We start from the raw sequence: 19,251 nt of genomic DNA on the forward strand, positions 1-19,251 counted from the left end.
TCGCGTGCTGGCATGGCTGTATAAAGCTGGGCATAGTTATCACTATCATCACTGTAATAAATATGCCGGGTTTTACCTTCAACCAATAATAGTTGCAACTTACCACTTGCCAAATCTTGTTCTGGCGCCACCACTCGCGTGGTGATATAACCATAGCTAATCAGTCTGTCTTGTATTGCTTTCATCAATAAATTAACACCTTGCGAGCCTAAGCAGTGGTGCTCAGCTTGTTTAGCCAATTTATTTAAGGGAATAAACCAGGGTAATTTATCCCGCTCAAGTAACTGCACTTGATTGATAACAAAACATAATGATTCAGTAGGAAAATTAAGTTCACCTGTGTGGGTTGAGGGCGGTAATAAACGGATATCGGGAGTGGCGGGCGTCAATGTTTCTTGTAAAGCTTTGTCGCGCTCTTGTTGATGAATAAGCTGCTCATCACTAATAACTTTTATCGGTGGCGGCTCGGCGAATAATAAACAAGACGGCGAAATAGTAATGACAGCCGTTAATACAAAATTTTTTACGGAGAAAGACATAATCACAACGCTACAAAATAGACACATAAAACCATGTCGGCCATACTAATGAGTAATAACCGATATGTATACACAGGTTGTAAATTCGGTGTAAATGTTTGTGATTTTACTGTAAGTTTTATGTAAATATTAATAAGTTGATTGAGATATAACGTCCTGAATTTAAATCAAACCAATAAATAAAAAGTTAAATACTGCGTTTGTTATTGGCGTTGAAAATGGGATTGTTAATCGAAATAAAAATGCCATTAGCATTTTTAATACTAATGGCATTTTATATACAATTAAAAAGTCTGTTTTAACTATTTTTTCTTCGCTTTTACATTCGGTAGATCGGTTACCGATCCTTCATAAATTTCGGACGCTAAGCCGATTGATTCATGTAATGTTGGATGAGCATGGATAGTTAATGCAATATCTTCTGCATCACATCCCATTTCAACAGCTAAAGTGATTTCACCTAGTAGCTCACCACCATTAACACCGACAACCGCACCACCAAGCAAGCGATTATCAGCTTTATTGAAGATCAGTTTTGTCATACCCTCTGAACAATCAGAAGCAATCGCGCGTCCTGATGCTGACCATGGGAAGATTGCAACTTCGTAATCAATACCTTTAGCTTTGGCTTCTTTTTCGGTTAAACCAACCCAAGCTACTTCAGGCTCGGTGTATGCAATTGAAGGGATAGTTTTTGGATCGAAGAAGTGTTTTTTACCGGCAATCACTTCAGCAGCAACATGCCCTTCATGCACACCTTTGTGCGCAAGCATTGGTTGACCCACTACGTCACCTATCGCATAAATATGCGGTACATTAGTGCGCATTTGTTTGTCAACTTCGATAAAGCCACGATCGGTAACATTTACGCCAGCTTTTTCAGCGCCAATTAGTTTACCATTTGGGGTACGTCCAATTGCGACTAACACGGCATCATAAGTATGTGTTTCGGTCGTTCCGTCTTTTTTCTCCATGGTGACATAAATGGCATCATGTTTTGCTTCAACGGTAGTGACTTTAGTTTCCAGTCTTAGGGTAAACTTCTTCTGGATTTGTTTAGTGAAAACTTTAACTACATCCTTATCAGCCGCAGGAATCACTTGGTCGAACATTTCAACCACATCCACTTCTGAACCTAGGGCATGATAGACAGTACCCATTTCAAGTCCGATAATTCCCCCACCCATTAGTAATAATTTTTTAGGAATGGTGGTTAACGCTAATGCATCGGTTGAATCCCAAATACGCGGATCTTCATGAGGAATAAATGGTAATGTAATTGGGCGTGAACCAGCTGCAATAATCGCATTATCAAAGGTAATTTTGGTAATGCCTTTTGACGATGTCACATCCATAGTATGACTACCAGTAAATTGCGCTTCACCTTGAATTACGTTGACTTTACGCATTTTAGCCATACCCGCTAATCCATTAGTGAGCTGATTGATGACTTTCTCTTTCCAACCGCGTACTTTATCTAATTCAAGTTTTGGGGTACCAAAATGAATACCATGTTCAGTTAATGATTTAGCTTCATCCATTACTTTAGCAACATGCAGTAATGCTTTAGAAGGAATACAACCTACGTTCAGACATACACCACCTAACGTCGAGTAACGTTCAACTAAGGTGACATCTAAACCAAGATCGGCTGCACGGAACGCAGCGGAATATCCCGCTGGTCCTGCACCTAAAACCACAACTTGTGTTTTAACTTCTTGACTCATAATCTATTTTCCTCCACTACATCACTAAACGACGTAAGTCGGATAATACGTTAACAATATGGCTTAAGAAGCGTGCACCGTCAGCACCATCAATCACGCGGTGATCGAATGATAATGACAATGGTAACATTAAGCGCGGTGTAAACTCTTTACCATTCCAAACAGGTTTCATGGTTGAGCGCGACACCCCTAAAATTCCGACTTCAGGCGCATTTACAATTGGTGTAAATGAAGTGGTACCAATTCCGCCTAGGCTAGAAATGGTAAAACAACCACCTTGCATGTCTGAACCTGTTAATTTACCGTCACGCGCTTTTTTAGAAATTTCAGCCAGTTCACGTGAAAGTTCAACAATACCTTTTTTATTCACATCTTTAAATACCGGCACTACTAAACCATTTGGCGTATCAACTGCTACCCCAATATTAATGTATTTTTTAATGATTAAAGTTTGTGCATCTTCAGATAATGAACTGTTAAAGCGTGGGTAAGCCGTTAACGCACTTGCCACTGCTTTCATAATAAACACAAGTGGTGTGATTTTAAGATCAAGTTTTTTCTTATCAGCTTCAGCATTTTGTTGCTTACGAAATGCTTCTAGATCGGTAATATCTGTTTCATCAAATTCAGTAACATGCGGAATCATCACCCAGTTACGATGTAAATTAGCACCAGATACTTTTTGAATCTTAGTTAATGGTAATGATTCTACTTCACCAAATTTACTGAAATCAACTTTTGGCCATGGTAATAAGCCAGGTAATGCACCACCCGCATTGCCACTTTCAACTTGTTTAACCGCATTTTTAACGTAAGCTTGAATATCCTCACGTAAAATACGATGTTTAGGACCTGTTGGTGTCACTTTAGCAAGATTAACGCCAAATTCGCGAGCTAAACGACGAACAGATGGTGTTGCATGTGCATACGCATCATTTTCAACAAAATCATTCCCAGCCGCTGCTGGAGCTGACGCCTTAACCGGCTCGGCTACTGTTGCAGGCGCCGCAGCTACTTGAGCGGGTGTTGACACCGGTGTTGAAGTGTCTGCTTTTGCCGGCGCGCTAGTTGCAGCAGTTTCAAATTCCATTATTTTAGAACCAGTTTTAACTTTATCGCCAACTTTAACAACAATATTTTTAACGACACCGGCAACGGTTGCAGGCACTTCCATTGACGCTTTATCGCCTTCAACAGTAATGATGTTATCATCGATTGCTACGCTATCACCAACTTTAACCGAAATTTCAGTGACTTCAACCTCATCACCACCGATATCAGGCACATTGACATCAACAATTTGACTTGCGGCTGGAGCAGCAGATGCAGCTGGCGCTGATTTTGGCTCTTCTTTGGTAGCTGGTGCACTTGCACCATCTTCATCAAATTCCATAATAGCAACACCAGTTTTTACTTTGTCACCAACTTTCACAATGATAGATTTGACTACGCCTGCTTGTGGTGCTGGAATTTCCATTGACGCTTTATCACCTTCAACAGTCATAATATTATCGTCAACAGCAACTTTATCACCGACTTTGACTAAAATTTCGGTTACTTCAACTTCATCACCACCAATGTCGGGTAATTTTATTTCTATACTCATTCTTTTTACCTCTTATGCAATACGTGGGTTGAGTTTATCTGGGTTGATTTCAAATTTTTTGATGGCTTCTTCAACCACACTAGCTTGAATATCACCACGTTTAGCAAGTTCACCCAATGCAGCAACAACAACGTAAGATGCATCTACCTCAAAATGATGGCGCAAGTTTTCTCGACTATCACTGCGACCAAAGCCATCAGTACCCAATACTCGGTAACTTTCGGCAGGAACAAAACCGCGGATTTGTTCAGCAAACAGTTTCATATAGTCAGTTGAGACAACCGCTGGATTGTTGTTCATCACCTGTGCAACATAAGGCACTTTTGGTGTTTCACTTGGATGTAACATATTGTAACGTTCACAATCTTGTCCATCACGAGCAAGCTCGGTAAATGATGTTACACTGTAGACTTCTGAGTTAACCCCATAATCTTTTGCTAAAATATCAGCTGCTTCACGTACGTGACGTAAAATAGAACCTGAACCTAATAATTGAACAGTTGGTTTACCTTTTTGACCTGCAACAGTATCAAGTTTATAAATACCTCGACGAATCCCCTCTTCAGCACCTTCTGGCATTGCTGGTTGCGCATAATTTTCGTTAAGAGTTGTGATGTAGTAGTAAACATTTTCTTGTTCGCCATACATACGACGTAAACCATCTTGCATAATTACAGCGACTTCATAAGCATATGCAGGATCATAAGAGATACAATTAGGAATAGTTAAAGCTTGAATATGGCTATGACCATCTTGGTGTTGTAAACCTTCACCATTTAGGGTTGTGCGTCCAGATGTACCACCGATCATAAATCCGCGAGCTTGTTGATCACCAGCTGCCCACATTAAATCACCAATGCGTTGGAAACCAAACATTGAGTAATAAATATAGAATGGAATCATTGGGAAATCATTAGTACTATATGAAGTTGCAGCAGCAATCCAAGAAGCTGTCGCACCACATTCATTGATTCCTTCTTGTAAAATCTGACCTTTTTCATCTTCACGATAGTAAGCGACTTGTTCTCTGTCTTGTGGGGTATATTGTTGTCCATGTGGATTATAGATACCAATTTGACGGAATAAGCCTTCCATACCAAAAGTACGCGCTTCATCAGCAAGAATTGGCACTAAACGAGGTGCTAACTCTTTGTCCTTAAGCATGATGTTAAGTGCACGAACAAAAGCAATTGTTGTTGAAATTTCTTTAGTTTGTGCTTCAAGTAATGGCGCAAATTCACTTAATGGTGGAATTGAAACTGTTCCAGAGAACTTGGTTAATCTTGACGGAACATAGCCATGCAGCGCATTACGACGTTCATGAATATATTTGTATTCAGGCGTATGTTCTTCAAATTTGATATATGGTAATTTTTCTAGTGCATCGTCTGTCACAGGAATATTGAAGAAATCACGAACATGACGAACACCATCCATATTCATTTTTTTAACTTGGTGAGCAATATTTTTCGCTTCAGCCGCTTCACCCATACCATAACCTTTAATAGTATGAGCTAAAATTACAGTTGGTCGATCTTTAGTTTGTTTTGCTCGCATAAATGCAGCAAACATTTTAGATGGATCTTGACCACCTCGATTTAATCTAAAGATCTCTTCATCAGACATATCTTTAACTAAGGCAGCGGTTTCAGGGTATTTACCAAAGAAGTGTTCACGAACATAAGCACCATCTTTAGATTTTAATGTTTGGTAATCACCATCGAGTGTTTCGTTCATTAGACGGATTAATTTACCTGATTTATCTTTTTGTAATAATTTATCCCAACGATCACCCCAAAGCACTTTAATGACATTCCAACCCGCACCAGCAAATACACCTTCGAGTTCATTGATGATTTTACCATTACCAGTTACAGGGCCATCTAAGCGTTGTAAATTACAGTTGATAACAAAAACTAAATTGTCTAGTTTTTCACGAGTTGCAACTGTGATTGCCCCTTTTGATTCTGGCTCATCCATTTCACCATCACCTAAAAATGCATAGACAGTTTGTTCTGAAGTATCTTTTAGTCCACGATGGTTTAGATATTTTAAGAATCGAGCTTGGAAAATCGCACTAACCGGACCTAATCCCATAGAAACAGTTGGGAATTGCCAAAATTCAGGCATTAATTTTGGATGAGGATAAGATGATAACCCTTTACCATGAACTTCTTGACGGAAATTATCTAATTGTTCTTCAGTCAAACGACCTTCAACAAATGCACGTGAATAAATACCTGGTGAGATATGACCTTGGAAATAAACTAAGTCACCACCATCTTTTTCATTTCTAGCGCGGAAAAAGTGGTTAAAACAAACTTCATAAAATGTAGCAGCAGACTGGAATGATGCCATATGACCGCCAAGCTCTAAATCCTTTTTAGACGCTCTAAGTACCATCATAATAGCATTCCAACGAACAATTGAACGAATGCGTCTTTCAATTTCCCAATCCCCCGGATATGCAGGCTCCTCTTCTACAGGGATGGTATTGATATAGTTACTGGTTGAAGAACCAAAAAGTAAAGGTACACCACCATCTTTGGCTTTATTGACTATTTGTTCAATAATATATTGTGCACGTTCGATTCCTTCCTCACGAATAATTGAATCAAGACTTTTTAGCCAATCTTGTGTTTCAATAGGATCGATATCATTCACTTGCATGTCCGACATATAAAAACCTCTTTTTTGTTAAAAAAAATGCAGCTTTTGCTATCCTTAGCTATAACGTAAGCCATAACTAACTTATAACCTTCTACTCTGCATTACGGAGCTTATTTAGTATAAGTCTGCCATTTTCAAAGAAAAAGTAAAGCAAACCATAGTTTAGAAAAGAATGTTAATTCCTATCAAATTAATCAACCATTTCAATTATTGATTTAAATAAGATCATAATCAATTGATATAAATCAAATTTAATAAAAATTAATTTATCTGAATTAATGAGATTGGTTATACCGTGATTAGCTATGTATTGTCAAGTTATAGTAAAATCTGATATATAGATGTAAGTTTTTGATAAAAATGGCAGATTAAAGCTACAGTGAAGATGAAAGTAGAAAATATTATTATTAAGGATTTAGATATACAGCCCTATCTGCAAACTTATCAAGCCATGCATGAATTTACACTTAATCGCAATGAACAAACATTGGATGAAATTTGGTTAGTTGAGCACTATCCTGTTTTTACTCAAGGAAAAGTTGGCAAGCCAGAACATTTGTTATGCAAAACAGATATTCCGATTGTACAAACTGATCGCGGCGGACAAATTACCTATCATGCACCTGGTCAGCAAATTATGTATATATTATTTGATTTGAAACGACGTAAGATCGGCATTCGTGATATTGTCAGTTATTTGGAAAAGAGTGTCATCGATGCTTTGCAACACTATGGTATTATAGCTTACGCTAAAGTCGATGCACCGGGTGTGTATATAAATAATAAGAAAATTTGTTCACTCGGATTACATATTAAAAGAGGCTGCACATTGCACGGGCTTGCATTGAATATTGATATGGATCTTGGACCTTTTCAAAATATCAATCCTTGTGGTTATGCAGGATTACAAATGACACAATTAAAAGAATATGTCTCGCCAATTGATCGTAAAAAAATAAAACAATTGTTAACCAATAATTTCATCAAGCAGTTAACAAACTAATAAGATATAAATTATGCAAAATAATGAAACAATAATCAGAAGTTCAAAATATCGTGATGCTGATAAAACACGATTAATCCCAACCATTACAGTTGAAGATGTAGCGCCACTGAAAAAGCCAGAATGGATGAAAATCAAATTACCGGTTCATTCTGATAACATTTCGCATATTAAAAATACCATGCGCAAACACGGTTTACATTCAGTTTGTGAAGAGGCTTCTTGTCCTAATTTAGCTGAGTGCTTTAATCATGGAACCGCGACTTTTATGATTTTAGGCGATATTTGTACGCGTCGTTGCCCATTTTGTGACGTTGCACACGGGCGACCTTTACCGCCAGATCGTGAAGAACCTATAAAATTAGCTAAAACTATACAAGAAATGAGACTGCGTTATGTAGTAATTACCTCGGTAGATCGTGATGATCTTAAAGATGGAGGCGCGAGCCATTTTGCTTCGTGTACCAAAGAAATTAGAGCATTAAGTCCTAATATTAAAGTTGAAACTTTAACGCCGGATTTTCGTGGTTGCATTGATGAAGCGGTTAAGGTATTAAGTGACAATCCACCCGATGTCTTTAACCACAATTTAGAAAACATTCCTCGTTTATATAAAAAAATTCGTCCCGGTGCGAGTTATCAAGGTTCACTAAAATTATTAGCCGCTTTTAAAGAAAGACATCCTGAAATACCCACAAAATCTGGTTTAATGGTGGGACTTGGTGAAACTAATGAAGAACTGATTCAGGTATTGAAAGATCTACGCACTCATGGCGTAACTATGCTGACGTTAGGTCAATATCTACAACCAAGCAAATATCATCTACCGGTTGAGCGTTATGTGCCACCGGAAGAATTTGATGAGTTAAAACAAATCGCATTAAATATGGGATTCACTCATGCCGCATGCGGCCCATTTGTTCGTTCATCTTATCATGCCGATTTACAAGCCATGGGAAAAGAGGTGAAGTAATCTTCACCTTTTTTACTCTTTTAATCATCATAAACCATAAACCGACGGTTTTCAGTTACAATTTGTAAGAATATCGGTAAGCTTATCTTCTCATCTTTTTCTAGTTTATCATTTAAATCATAAACTTTTGAGCGTCCAAATTCATCTAGTACAACAGTTTTATCGTTATAAAGTGCTGCTATTTCGTTTTCATTACCAGCAATGATCCATTGTCTAGATTTTTGATCAAATAGGTTTTTACCTTGGCTATATTGTTGAAGTGGCGTGGTAACGTTAAATGCTTCTTGCATTAATGTACTCAAAATATCAGTTTGCGTAGTTACATCACTAATTTGTTTCATCTCTTTATTTGGCCAAGAAATAATTAACGGTACTTTTAGTGATTCACGACTAAAACTTTTTGTATTATCACGTATAGCAATTTTCAAATTTTCATTGACACTAATGTCATTTGAACCAGTGATAACAATAATCGTATTATCGAATGCATTTGATAATTTTAAGTAGCTAATTATCGATTCTAAATACTGATCTAATTTTTTTGCCTCTGTTTTTAATTCCGCTATCGGCATATTTTTATTTTTAAAGCCCAGTGAATATTGAATGACAGAAAATAAAGGTGCATGGTTATCCAATTCATTCTGTTTGTCATGCCATGCCATCCAGTTATCCGTCACCTGTCGATTAGTCTGTTTTTTAGGTTCTGGCAATGTAAAATTAGAGAGTAATGCATAACGATAGAGAGGTTCAGCAAAACCATCTGCCGAAAATAATCCTAAATTATAATGTTGCTTTATCACCGCATCAATTAAAGCCGAAGTTTTGTGACTCGCTAAAATACTGTTGTAATAATTTGGATCTAACCCATAAAACAATGAAAAATCATTTAAATATGACTGATTACTTGCACCATAATGATTAGCAAAAAAGAGATTGTTTTGCGCAAATTGATTTAACCAAGGCATATTGTTATAAAACAAGTCATAATTCCACCCATCTATAGCAATCATTACCACATTTTTCATCTGTTGTTCGGTATTAAATGTAATACGTCCAAGTGGATACTCAATTGCAAGCGCGAATGGATTACCTTCTTGAATAACTCGATTACGATAATCATTTTGCTCAATAAAACCATAACGCTCAAGAAAATGCCTTGCGGTAAGTGGATAAGACAGTGGCAGGCTTGAACGCTGCATAGTTATTGGTCGATAAAAATTAGCATCGGCCCAAATGTGAATAAGATGAGAAGATATAAAGCAAAGAATAAATATAAGCACAACAGGCTTTGCAAATCGTTTTCGTTTAGTAAGGCTACGTAACTTTTTCCAGCTCCAGATTGCAAATAAAATCTCAATAAGGAGGATAAACGGAATAAGAATAAATGCTGTACTTAAAAAAGAAGCCTTTTGCGTAGTTAGCAATTGCCAAATCGATAAATTAAGATGCATTCGAAAATGCGAAAAAACGTCAATATCTATTAAAAGTAAGGTAATACCTAAAGTAGCTATAATTGTTGCAATGATGCGTTGCCATCTTGATGAATAAATGAAAAAACTTAATGGAAAAAGTAAAATCAAGTAAGCAATAAAAGTCAAAAAACTAAAATGCCCAATCGCACTAATAATGGCATAAAATCTTCCCATAAATGTGCGAGGCCAGTCCCCAATCATCAAGTATTGACTACCAAGAATAATTACGACAAAAATATTAAATAATGTAAACCAGTGTCCCCAGCTCACAATTTGTGAAACTTGTTCATCTTTAAAATGATTATTTTTAAGTTTGAGCATATTTAATTGTTGGCAATGATGATAACAATGATTAGTAACTATTAATTTATGGCATAGTTTACCTGATTTTGAAAAATCTTTCTGTAAATTTTTTATTTGTTAGCATAAAGATCTCGGTAATTTGTTGGCGTTACAATCGATACTTGCTATAATTTAAAGATTTATTTGGCTAACAAAAAAGATACTCATTTTGGCAATCAAACAACTCGAAGCACAACAGCTTCAACCAGATTTAAAACAAATCGAAATCATCGTTAATAACAAAAAAATACCTTCTGATTTAGCCACTAAAGAGGTAAATAATTTATTGACATGGCAACCACGAATTGCCGATGCCTTTTCACTATTGTGCCCAAAGCAAAAGCAAGCTTATACCCCTCGGTTTATGCTCCTAAAAGGGACAGAAAGCGAACTGTTTTTTAGTTTATTTAAACAAGCAATCAAACCTAGTATTTCAACCTCTATTTTAGGCTTTAGTTATTATATCAATGATAACAAAATCACGCTAACAAAGGCCAAAAGTAAACAAGATAACTTTGCTGTTCAAGATACGTGTTTAACAGCCCTCTCTTTCGACAGTGAAATGCTATTAGGCTGCGTTCGACAACCGGAAAATGATCCTATCAAATTACAAGCAGGATTAGTTCATCAAGCCAATGGTGGTTTTTTGATTTTAGGACTTCGCTCGTTACTTGCCCAACCATCATTGTGGTTTAAATTAAAACAGATGGTGATAAAACAAGAATTTGAATGGTTTTCTGCTGATGAATTACACCCATTGCCTATTGCTATTCCCAAAATGCCTCTTGATTTACGCATTATTTTAGTCGGTGATAGATTAAGCTTAACCGAATTACAAGATCTCGATCCCGAGTTTTACTCTACTTCAATTTATAGTGAGTTTGAAAACGAATTAGCCGTTAACTCACCTTTACAGATAGAACAGTGGTTTAATTACTTAGAATTTTTAGCTGACAATCAAAACTTACCACATATTGATAAATCAGCATTCACTAGGTTATATAAAGAAGCAACACGTTATACCGGCGATCAATTTTATCTTCCGATGGCGGTTGATTGGGTTTACGCCTTATTAGTTAATGCTGCCCATTATATGCAAAATAGTGTCATTGATGAGTCAGCTATAAGCAAGTCAATCAAGCAAAAGCTCTGGCGCGAAAGTTATTTAACTGAGCGGTTTTATGATGAAATATTTACCAACCAGATAATGATTAATACCAAAGATCAGGTTGTTGGGCAAATAAATGGGTTATCTGTCATTGAATATCCAGGTTATCCGAGAGCCATTGGGGAACCCTCTCGTTTAAGTTGCATTATTCATTTTGGTGATGGTGAATTGATTGACATTGAACGTAAAACTGACCTTGCAGGCAACATTCATTCTAAAGGAATGATGATAATGCAAGCATTTATGATGTCTGAATTTGCGATAAATCATCAATTACCTTTTTCAACATCTTTAGTGTTTGAACAATCTTATAGTGAAATCGATGGTGATAGTGCTTCACTTGCTGGATTTTGTGCACTTATTAGTGCATTATCCAATCAGCCTATCGATCAACAATTAGCTGTTACCGGTTCAGTTGATCAGTTTGGTCATGTACAGTCAATTGGTGGCGTAAATGAAAAAATAGAAGGTTTTTTTGCCGTTTGTCAGCATCAAGGCTTAACTGGCCACCAAGGTGTTATTATTCCCGCCAGTAACCAACGCCATTTGAGTTTAAGCGATGAAGTGATTAATGCAGTGATAGAAAATAAATTTTCAATTTGGGCAGTTGAGCATATTGCCGATGCCTTGTATTTACTAACGGGTATTCCCTATAAAGATGAGCATGGTATTAGCTTATACAAATTGATTCAGGCGCGCATGCAATCACTGTTACTGCAAGATAAAAAACACGACAGTTGGTTGAGTAGATGGCAAAAATATTGCAAAAAATAACAATAACCAATACACTTTAAAGCAAAATCTCATTTATTAATGAGTTAAACTGATACTGTTTAAGCACTATCTATTTTTATAACATGGATATTAATAATACCGTTATTTTGACCATGAAAGTAATAACAACAAATAAAAGGTTTTTTTATGACATTTGAACGTAAGTCTTCGTACGATAAAGCAGATTTGATTAAATCAGGCAATAGTGAATTATTTGGTCATGATGGTCCTCCTTTACCTTCTGATCTAATGTTAATGATGGATCGTGTGATTGAAATGAATGAAGATGGCGGCAACTATAGTAAAGGTTATGTTGAAGCAGAATTCGATATCAATCCTGATTTGTGGTTCTTTAAATGTCACTTTAAAAATGATCCTGTGATGCCTGGTTGCCTGGGCTTAGATGCATTATGGCAATTAGTTGGCTTTTATCTTGGTTGGATTGGCGGTAAAGGTAAAGGACGCGCCCTTGGTGTTGGTGAATTAAAATTAAAAGGTCAGATCCTACCAAAAAATAAAAAAGTAACTTATAAAATTCATTTTAAACGCGTCATTAACCGTAAATTAATTATGGGAATTGGGGATGGCGAAGTTTATGTTGATGGTAAATTAATTTATGAAGCAACTGATCTAAAAGTTGGATTATTTAAAGATACCAGCGAATTTTAATTCATAACAAAGATTACTTAGTCTTATAACGCGCATGTTGTAAGGCTAAACTAACTATTTAGTAGACAATAGTGGTTGGTTGGGTATCATTAATAACAACGTGTTTTTGCTGTTTTTCATTGCAGCTCAACTAAGTTAGCTATTTTACCTATGACCGAATTACATTCCTTATAACAATATAAACTAGTTCATTATATTGATAGTAATCACCATAATAAGTTTATTTTTTAAGTTGTTAAATATGATTTTGTTAAAACGTTTTTTTATTATTAGTGTTTTTTCTTTTTTATTCAGTTCTTTTGTTTATGCTGATTTTGCAGGCAAAGTAGTCAAAGTGATTGATGGCGATACAATTGATGTATTAACCAACGCTAAACAAAAAATTAGAGTTAGATTGTTAGATATCGATGCGCCCGAAAAAAAACAAGCTTATGGCAATGTGTCGAGAAAATATTTAGCGTCACTTGTTGCTGGTAAAGCTGTTTTTATAAAAGAGAGTAAAAAAGATATATACCAACGAACATTAGGTACTGTATTTTCGAATAAGATAAATATCAATGCTAAGATGGTTGAAAGCGGCTATGCTTGGGCTTACCGTTATAAAGGAATAGCGAATAATCAAGAAATGATAAGATTAGAAACGCAAGCCAAACAAAACAAAAAAGGGCTTTGGAAAGATAAAAATCCTATAGCCCCTTGGGATTTTCGACATCGTAATAAACGATAAATAAACTTTAGCGCATTATTTTTTAGAAGATAATGCTGCTTCTGCTTGTTTTAATGCATCTAATCCTTTCTTACAAGCATTTTCTTGATCAGCTTGAGACATTGCAATAACTTGCTTTTTACCCATTTCTAAATTTTGTTTCAACATATCCGTTTGTTGTTTGGTCGCTGCATTATCTGGAATGGCTTTAATTAGGTTATCCACTTTATCAAAGTAAGTTTTACAAGACGCTGATAAGTCTGCCATGGCAAAAGAAGATAATCCCAGTAATGAGATGGTAAGTAGTAATTTTTTCATTTTTTCCTCATATTATTTTACTATTGATACGTTATAAAGTATTTTTTAAAAGTATATATGTAGAATTATTTTGCTTGTTATCTTACCAGCAAATAGTTGCTGATAAGATAGGATATGAAGGGAGGTATTTAAATTAGAACAACGTCAGCAGCAGCTGGACCACGAGGACTATCTTGGATAGAAAATTCTACTTGTTGACCTTCAGCTAGAGTTTTAAAGCCATCACCAGAAATCGCTGAAAAGTGTACAAATACATCTTTACTGCCATCTGCAGGCGAAATAAAACCAAAACCTTTACTTTCATTAAACCATTTAACTTGACCAGTTTTCTTAGACATAACAATCTTCCTATAAATAAATTAATCTTAGCCGCTGACGGCCATCTTTAAAACATAAAACCTAGACTACTTATTAACACTAAGAAGAGGAGACTGAAGAAAACTAATACGAATCCCTGATATAAAGTAAACTACAAACTGCGAATATCTAAATGTTACAAAATAAATCTGCATGTTATATGCTGGTAACTATTAACGCATAAATTTCAATTGAATGCAAGAAATGTTTTACTTTCAACATTTCATTACTCTAACAGAAAGGTATACAAAATGAATTTCTATTAGAGTAATATGTCACACTTAACAATTTATTTTTCGGACAAATCTTTCGATTTTTTGATTGTTGCTTCTACTGCATCGATAACTGCCGCTCGAAATCCTTTTTCTTCAAGAACTTGTACACCTTCAATGGTTGTTCCAGCAGGTGAACAAACCATATCTTTTAACTCACCAGGATGTTTACCGGTTTTAAGTAACAGTTTAGCCGATCCTAACACCGTTTGTGCTGCAAATTTATAAGCTTGTTTTCTCGACAAACCACCTTTAACAGCACCATCAGCAATCGCTTCAATAAACATAAATACAAATGCAGGTGAAGATCCACTAGCGCCAACAACCGCATCAATCAAATATTCAGGCACAACTTCGGTTTCACCAATACAATTCAATAACGACTGCACGATTGTTAATTCATCGTCTGTCACTTCTGTGTTAGGGGTAATTGAGCACATTGCCGCATTTACTAATGCCGGCGTATTTGGCATCACTCGAATAATCTTTTGCTCATAACCAACGCTTTTTGCAATAGTTTTAATTGTGACACCTGCTGCAATTGAGATAACAATCGTATTCTTTTTTAACTCTTTTTGAATATCGTTTAATACATCTACAATGACATTTGGTTTAACCGCAATAAAAACAATATCCGATTCACGCGCAACTTCACGCTCGGAATTGAGATTATTAACAGCATATTCTTGATTAAGGCGTTGCCCTTTTTCTGGATGATGGTCATAAACATAAAGCTGAGATCCTGGAACAATATTACTTAATAAAATCCCTTGTAAAATGGCATTCCCCATATTTCCTAAACCAATAAATCCAATTTTTTGTTCCATTTACTTATACTCCTATCAAAGAATGATTTATCTAATTATTATAGAGTACTTTTTAGCTGAAGTTCAAAATTTTATGAGTTTGTTTATTTCAGATGGATCAATAGATCATTTATTTTGATGTTCAATAGAATGCCTTATTAAACAACGTTTTAATTCGTTCAAAAACTGATTATCTGTATAGCTCGGATATTTTGTTATTGGACGATTGATTAAATAAGCTATTTGATGTGATGTTAATCGGAATATTTGGGACAAATTTAATAAATTAAAATGAGTTTGCGATATAATATCCTCTGATATTAAAGCAATATTTTGTTGTTTAATTTTATTCTCTACTAATGATATTTGCTCAACCCGCCATTTTGGATAAGCTTGGGTATCAAACTCGCCATTCAATTGATATCCCCAATCTGTTTTATTGACGTGAGGAAAATAAGTTAAAACACTTTTTATTGGTAAACCACAACTAATCACATACTGATTATCTAGCTTTTTTATTTGTTTAACTTGTAATTTTAAAGAACGCTTAAGCAATTGAGTAACAATGTAAGCTGACTGATTATAAAGTCTACAAAATAAACCACTATCTTTAATAAAGCACACGGCTGAACAATTTTCTGTTAAATTGATTTTCTCTTGAGTATTCATTTGATATCTAATTTTAATAATTCTTTGGAATTTTAAAACAGCTAATGACTAAAATTTATTCAATTTTTTAGAACCTTACCGCGCTTTGCGCAATAAGGTTCTTATGCCATGTTAACCTTTTTTCAACTTGCTTGGTGTGCTTCGCACTACAAGCATAAGATTAATGTTCTATTATGTTTTATATCTAAATCCGTTAGCTGCTGAAATAAATAATATTAGTGCTCTAGTGTTATTAGTAATTGTTCACACAAGCAGCTCTAATATTAATATAGTTTTGAGGAAATTTATGGCTAATACCAGAACCACCACCAACTAAACTCGGATCAACATAAAATGGATTACCATCACTGTAAATATCACTTGTCCAGTAGCCATGCCAATAACGCCAGTCGCTAGCAGCATATTCGCCTTCATCAGTATAAGTCATACCCCATTCACTAAATATTCCACCAACCCATTTTGCTGAGCTATCTTTATAACTAATTCTTCTTTGGTAATCTAAATGAGTGAAATTAGGTAAACCACCATTCCAATCATTACCATTGCCATTGGTATAATCGCGAACACTTGGTATTCGATAATATAATAAACCATTACAGAAGCTTTTGGTTTTTTCATAGTCACTATCAACTTGCCCTAATCCACTAGCACCACTTGGATCAGCAATAAACCAACGGGATATCTTAAATGAATACAGCAGTAGTTTCTTTTTTTTATCCCCATAAATTTTAAATGTAGTTGGAGAAAACCACTTATTTGCGGAATCTTTATTTGGTCCAATAAGTTTAACATCAATCATATTACTACTTCGAGCCGTTAATTGTAATGTTACACCAGACCCTTCTACCGGTCTAACCACTGAACCATTGAGTATAATGGCCGCTTGTGCAGAAATCCCCTCAACCATTAATGAAAAATTCAAACCATTTGACCCCGTCGTTGGAAAATTAGACTCGGGTTGATTTACATCCTGTAATTTAAAACCCTTGCTTGGATCCCATTGTTCTGAAGGACCGGCAAAAAAACCACTACCATTGATAACACTAGGTTTAGCATAACACGTTTTCGGAACTTTATAATGTAGATAGTAACTATGACTTCCACCACTGAATATACTTATACTTGGTATGCCAAAAGTCGTTACTAACGATCCACTATCGGCACTCATCGTCATTTTATACGGTGATTGACACGCATTTAACTGATAATTTGGATTTGACTTGACATAATTTGTCACATCATCACCATTAGCTGTTTCCCACTTTACCTTTAGATTCCCCGTTATCGTTAAAAGTTTATCTCCATCCTCATCGCGCCAATAATTGTTTTTCACAATTACATTCGCTAAAGTAGTTGAAGGGTAACTAGTAAAGGGCATACTTGTTTTTATATCATTAAATGTGACAGAGCCGCCATCCATTAAAATAGGATTAGTCATACTTGAATTATCTTCGGATGCCAATATCTTCTTCTTATTTGGTAAGGTCAACGATAATAGTGGCAAAACCGTATCCGACTCGGTCTTTCCGTCATCAAAACTTAAATAAGGACCTTTTCCATTTATTACCTGCGCTGTTTGTGTTGTTAGACCATGAGCCGTATTTATCAATACCGTATCAACCAACAACAATATTAGTAAACAAGAAGGTAGAGGACTGGCTATTACTAATTTTATTAACCATCTACTTAATAATGATTGTTTTGCATAAAACAATGTCACTTTAGTAAGCTGATGCGGCAATAAAACCGAAATAGTTAGTAGATAGATAGAAAAAGAAATTATAAAAGGAACTGGTGATAAGTTCGGTAATAAAGATTGAAAAGTTTGCTGACCGCTAACGACTTGATGCGCTAATAAATCCCGATGCCCGATGCCCGATGCCCGATGCCCGATGCCCGATGCCCGATGCCCGATGCCCGATTAAGACCACATTTTAACATATTTTTGCCACTCCCTGTAGCGATTTACTTAATTTTTTCATAAAATTCAATAGGTTGATTTTTAATTATTAAAACTCAATTAGATTAAGTAATCAAGTACTCGCAAATGATACCAGATATTATTAAATATATCATAATATAATTGCATCATTTTCCTAGCAAATAATGTAAAAATTATAATAATGATCAACCCAATAAAACGATAACTATTTTAGTCTTAAATTGGTAACAATCTATTTTTTATGATTTTTTTAAACTATTCAAACTGCTTGGGCATAATTTGCATACCATATTGCTGTCCAGTTTGCATTAAAGAATAAATTTGTTTAACTTTGCCTTCTTTAATTAAATTACTTACTGCGGGGGTATTGATTAACACTTCAAATAAAGCTTTACGTCCATTTTCGGTGGTGACTAGTTTCTGACTTATTATTGCCTTCAAACTATGAGATAATTGAGTACGAATAAAATCTTGTGAACTGTCTTCAAATACATCAATAATACGATTAATAGTCTCAATAGCAGAATTTGTATGCAACGTAGCAAAAACTAAATGCCCTGTTTCAGCTACTGTTAATGCGGTTTGGATAGCTTTTTTGTTACGTAATTCCCCAAGCAATATTATGTCAGGATCTTGTCTTAAAAGGCTATCAACAGTCTGCTCTAAATTTGTTAACTCCCTTTGTTGAATTAATGATTTTTGATTATGATAAATAAATTCAATCGGATCTTCTAAGGTTAATATGTGCTTTGATTGATTAAAATTAATGTGATTAATTAATGATGCTAGTGTGGTTGACTTACCACTCCCTGTTGAACCGGTAACTAAAATAATGCCACTTTCATAATTGATAAGTTGTTTAAAAATTTCAGGCGCATTTATCTCGGCAAGAGTTGGAATGTGTTGTTTAATTATGCGAAAAACAGCTGAGATTCCTCGATACTGATAAAAAATATTCACTCTAAATCTGCCTAATTCCTTTACCTGATAAGCGAAGTCAATTTGCTTATTTTGGTATAATTGTTGTTTTTGATCGCCAGTTAATAACGATAATAAATCCGCCTCTAAACTTATTGGCGATAACCTGTGTTCTGATAAAAATTGTAATTGCCCATTAATCCGAATACACACAGCTTCACCACTTGAAAGGTGCAAATCAGAGGCATTTTGCGTTACACTAAGAGCCAAAAATGAATTTAACATTCAATTATTCCAACTAACTTTGATTCGGGATTCAC

16 protein-coding genes are annotated in these 19,251 nt (G+C 35.4%); 5 read left to right on the forward strand and 11 right to left on the reverse strand.

What is annotated here, in order from left to right; translation table 11 throughout:
• The 4 genes from A9G03_RS06135 to aceE all read right to left on the reverse strand — a co-directional run.
• On the reverse strand, positions 1-539 hold a 539-nt coding region (locus tag A9G03_RS06135), incomplete at its 3' end, for a ShlB/FhaC/HecB family hemolysin secretion/activation protein (protein WP_179854746.1).
• Positions 540-841: 302 nt separating this feature from the next.
• Entirely contained in the window at positions 842-2,266 is a 1,425-nt protein-coding gene (gene lpdA, locus A9G03_RS06140) for a dihydrolipoyl dehydrogenase (RefSeq protein WP_065798706.1), read from the reverse strand.
• 16 nt (positions 2,267-2,282) lie between these two features.
• Complete coding sequence (aceF, locus tag A9G03_RS06145; RefSeq protein ID WP_081297550.1) at positions 2,283-3,872, reverse strand: pyruvate dehydrogenase complex dihydrolipoyllysine-residue acetyltransferase; 1,590 nt, start codon at positions 3,870-3,872, stop codon at positions 2,283-2,285.
• A 12-nt stretch (positions 3,873-3,884) separates the two neighbouring features.
• Positions 3,885-6,551 (reverse strand): pyruvate dehydrogenase (acetyl-transferring), homodimeric type, encoded by a 2,667-nt coding sequence (aceE, locus tag A9G03_RS06150; protein ID WP_065634814.1) that lies wholly within the window; start codon positions 6,549-6,551, stop codon positions 3,885-3,887.
• A gap of 376 nt (positions 6,552-6,927) precedes the next feature.
• On the opposite strand from aceE, the gene lipB reads away from it, so the two are divergent.
• A complete protein-coding gene (gene lipB, locus A9G03_RS06155; RefSeq protein WP_065634815.1) occupies positions 6,928-7,545 on the forward strand; it encodes a lipoyl(octanoyl) transferase LipB in 618 nt (205 codons plus the stop codon).
• Between the two features lie 13 nt (positions 7,546-7,558).
• Entirely contained in the window at positions 7,559-8,518 is a 960-nt protein-coding gene (gene lipA, locus A9G03_RS06160) for a lipoyl synthase (protein ID WP_065634816.1), read from the forward strand.
• A gap of 20 nt (positions 8,519-8,538) precedes the next feature.
• Here the strand turns inward: lipA and A9G03_RS06165 are convergent, their stop codons facing one another.
• Positions 8,539-10,311, reverse strand: a complete 1,773-nt coding sequence (locus A9G03_RS06165) for a DUF3413 domain-containing protein (RefSeq protein WP_065798707.1) — start codon at positions 10,309-10,311, stop codon at positions 8,539-8,541.
• A 385-nt stretch (positions 10,312-10,696) separates the two neighbouring features.
• Between A9G03_RS06165 and A9G03_RS06170 the strand changes: the two genes are divergently transcribed.
• The 3 genes from A9G03_RS06170 to A9G03_RS06180 all read left to right on the forward strand — a co-directional run bounded on the left by A9G03_RS06170 (position 10,697) and on the right by A9G03_RS06180 (position 13,670).
• Entirely contained in the window at positions 10,697-12,274 is a 1,578-nt protein-coding gene (locus A9G03_RS06170) for a Lon protease family protein (RefSeq protein WP_082209430.1), read from the forward strand.
• A gap of 147 nt (positions 12,275-12,421) precedes the next feature.
• Entirely contained in the window at positions 12,422-12,943 is a 522-nt protein-coding gene (gene fabA, locus A9G03_RS06175; protein WP_065634819.1) for a bifunctional 3-hydroxydecanoyl-ACP dehydratase/trans-2-decenoyl-ACP isomerase, read from the forward strand.
• A 241-nt stretch (positions 12,944-13,184) separates the two neighbouring features.
• Complete coding sequence (locus A9G03_RS06180) at positions 13,185-13,670, forward strand: thermonuclease family protein (protein WP_065798709.1); 486 nt, start codon at positions 13,185-13,187, stop codon at positions 13,668-13,670.
• Positions 13,671-13,685: 15 nt separating this feature from the next.
• On the opposite strand, the gene A9G03_RS06185 is transcribed toward A9G03_RS06180, so the two are convergent.
• The 6 genes from A9G03_RS06185 to A9G03_RS06210 all read right to left on the reverse strand — a co-directional run bounded on the left by A9G03_RS06185 (position 13,686) and on the right by A9G03_RS06210 (position 19,216).
• Positions 13,686-13,967, reverse strand: coding sequence for a DUF5339 family protein (locus A9G03_RS06185; RefSeq protein ID WP_065634820.1), 282 nt, complete (start codon positions 13,965-13,967; stop codon positions 13,686-13,688).
• Between the two features lie 128 nt (positions 13,968-14,095).
• Positions 14,096-14,305, reverse strand: a complete 210-nt coding sequence (gene cspE, locus A9G03_RS06190; protein ID WP_065634821.1) for a transcription antiterminator/RNA stability regulator CspE — start codon at positions 14,303-14,305, stop codon at positions 14,096-14,098.
• A gap of 308 nt (positions 14,306-14,613) precedes the next feature.
• Positions 14,614-15,423, reverse strand: coding sequence for a pyrroline-5-carboxylate reductase (gene proC, locus A9G03_RS06195; RefSeq protein WP_065798710.1), 810 nt, complete (start codon positions 15,421-15,423; stop codon positions 14,614-14,616).
• Between the two features lie 105 nt (positions 15,424-15,528).
• Positions 15,529-16,071, reverse strand: a complete 543-nt coding sequence (locus A9G03_RS06200) for a hypothetical protein (protein ID WP_065798711.1) — start codon at positions 16,069-16,071, stop codon at positions 15,529-15,531.
• A 232-nt stretch (positions 16,072-16,303) separates the two neighbouring features.
• On the reverse strand, positions 16,304-17,791 hold the full coding sequence (locus A9G03_RS06205) for a hypothetical protein (RefSeq protein ID WP_065798712.1): 1,488 nt from the start codon (positions 17,789-17,791) through the stop codon (positions 16,304-16,306).
• A 477-nt stretch (positions 17,792-18,268) separates the two neighbouring features.
• Positions 18,269-19,216: a type IV pilus twitching motility protein PilT gene (locus tag A9G03_RS06210; protein ID WP_065798713.1), complete on the reverse strand. Its 948-nt coding sequence runs from the start codon at positions 19,214-19,216 to the stop codon at positions 18,269-18,271.
• Between the last annotated feature and the right edge of the window lie 35 nt (positions 19,217-19,251).

Origin of the sequence: Gilliamella sp. wkB171 (genome assembly GCF_001693755.1) — a bacterium.
GTDB classification, from domain to species: Bacteria; Pseudomonadota; Gammaproteobacteria; order Enterobacterales; family Orbaceae; genus Gilliamella; species Gilliamella apicola_F.

Excerpts from the sequence above, each read along its gene's own strand:
- A9G03_RS06210 (WP_065798713.1), bottom strand. The coding sequence starts at position 19,216 with ATGTTAAATTCATTTTTGGCTCTTAGTGTAACGCAAAATGCCTCTGAT.
- A9G03_RS06165 (WP_065798707.1), bottom strand. The coding sequence starts at position 10,311 with ATGCTCAAACTTAAAAATAATCATTTTAAAGATGAACAAGTTTCACAA.
- A9G03_RS06170 (WP_082209430.1), top strand. The coding sequence starts at position 10,697 with ATGCTCCTAAAAGGGACAGAAAGCGAACTGTTTTTTAGTTTATTTAAA.
- A9G03_RS06180 (WP_065798709.1), top strand. The coding sequence starts at position 13,185 with ATGATTTTGTTAAAACGTTTTTTTATTATTAGTGTTTTTTCTTTTTTA.
- A9G03_RS06185 (WP_065634820.1), bottom strand. The coding sequence starts at position 13,967 with ATGAAAAAATTACTACTTACCATCTCATTACTGGGATTATCTTCTTTT.
- lpdA (WP_065798706.1), bottom strand. The coding sequence starts at position 2,266 with ATGAGTCAAGAAGTTAAAACACAAGTTGTGGTTTTAGGTGCAGGACCA.
- lipA (WP_065634816.1), top strand. The coding sequence starts at position 7,559 with ATGCAAAATAATGAAACAATAATCAGAAGTTCAAAATATCGTGATGCT.
- aceF (WP_081297550.1), bottom strand. The coding sequence starts at position 3,872 with ATGAGTATAGAAATAAAATTACCCGACATTGGTGGTGATGAAGTTGAA.
- aceE (WP_065634814.1), bottom strand. The coding sequence starts at position 6,551 with ATGTCGGACATGCAAGTGAATGATATCGATCCTATTGAAACACAAGAT.
- lipB (WP_065634815.1), top strand. The coding sequence starts at position 6,928 with ATGAAAGTAGAAAATATTATTATTAAGGATTTAGATATACAGCCCTAT.
- fabA (WP_065634819.1), top strand. The coding sequence starts at position 12,422 with ATGACATTTGAACGTAAGTCTTCGTACGATAAAGCAGATTTGATTAAA.
- cspE (WP_065634821.1), bottom strand. The coding sequence starts at position 14,305 with ATGTCTAAGAAAACTGGTCAAGTTAAATGGTTTAATGAAAGTAAAGGT.
- proC (WP_065798710.1), bottom strand. The coding sequence starts at position 15,423 with ATGGAACAAAAAATTGGATTTATTGGTTTAGGAAATATGGGGAATGCC.
- A9G03_RS06200 (WP_065798711.1), bottom strand. The coding sequence starts at position 16,071 with ATGAATACTCAAGAGAAAATCAATTTAACAGAAAATTGTTCAGCCGTG.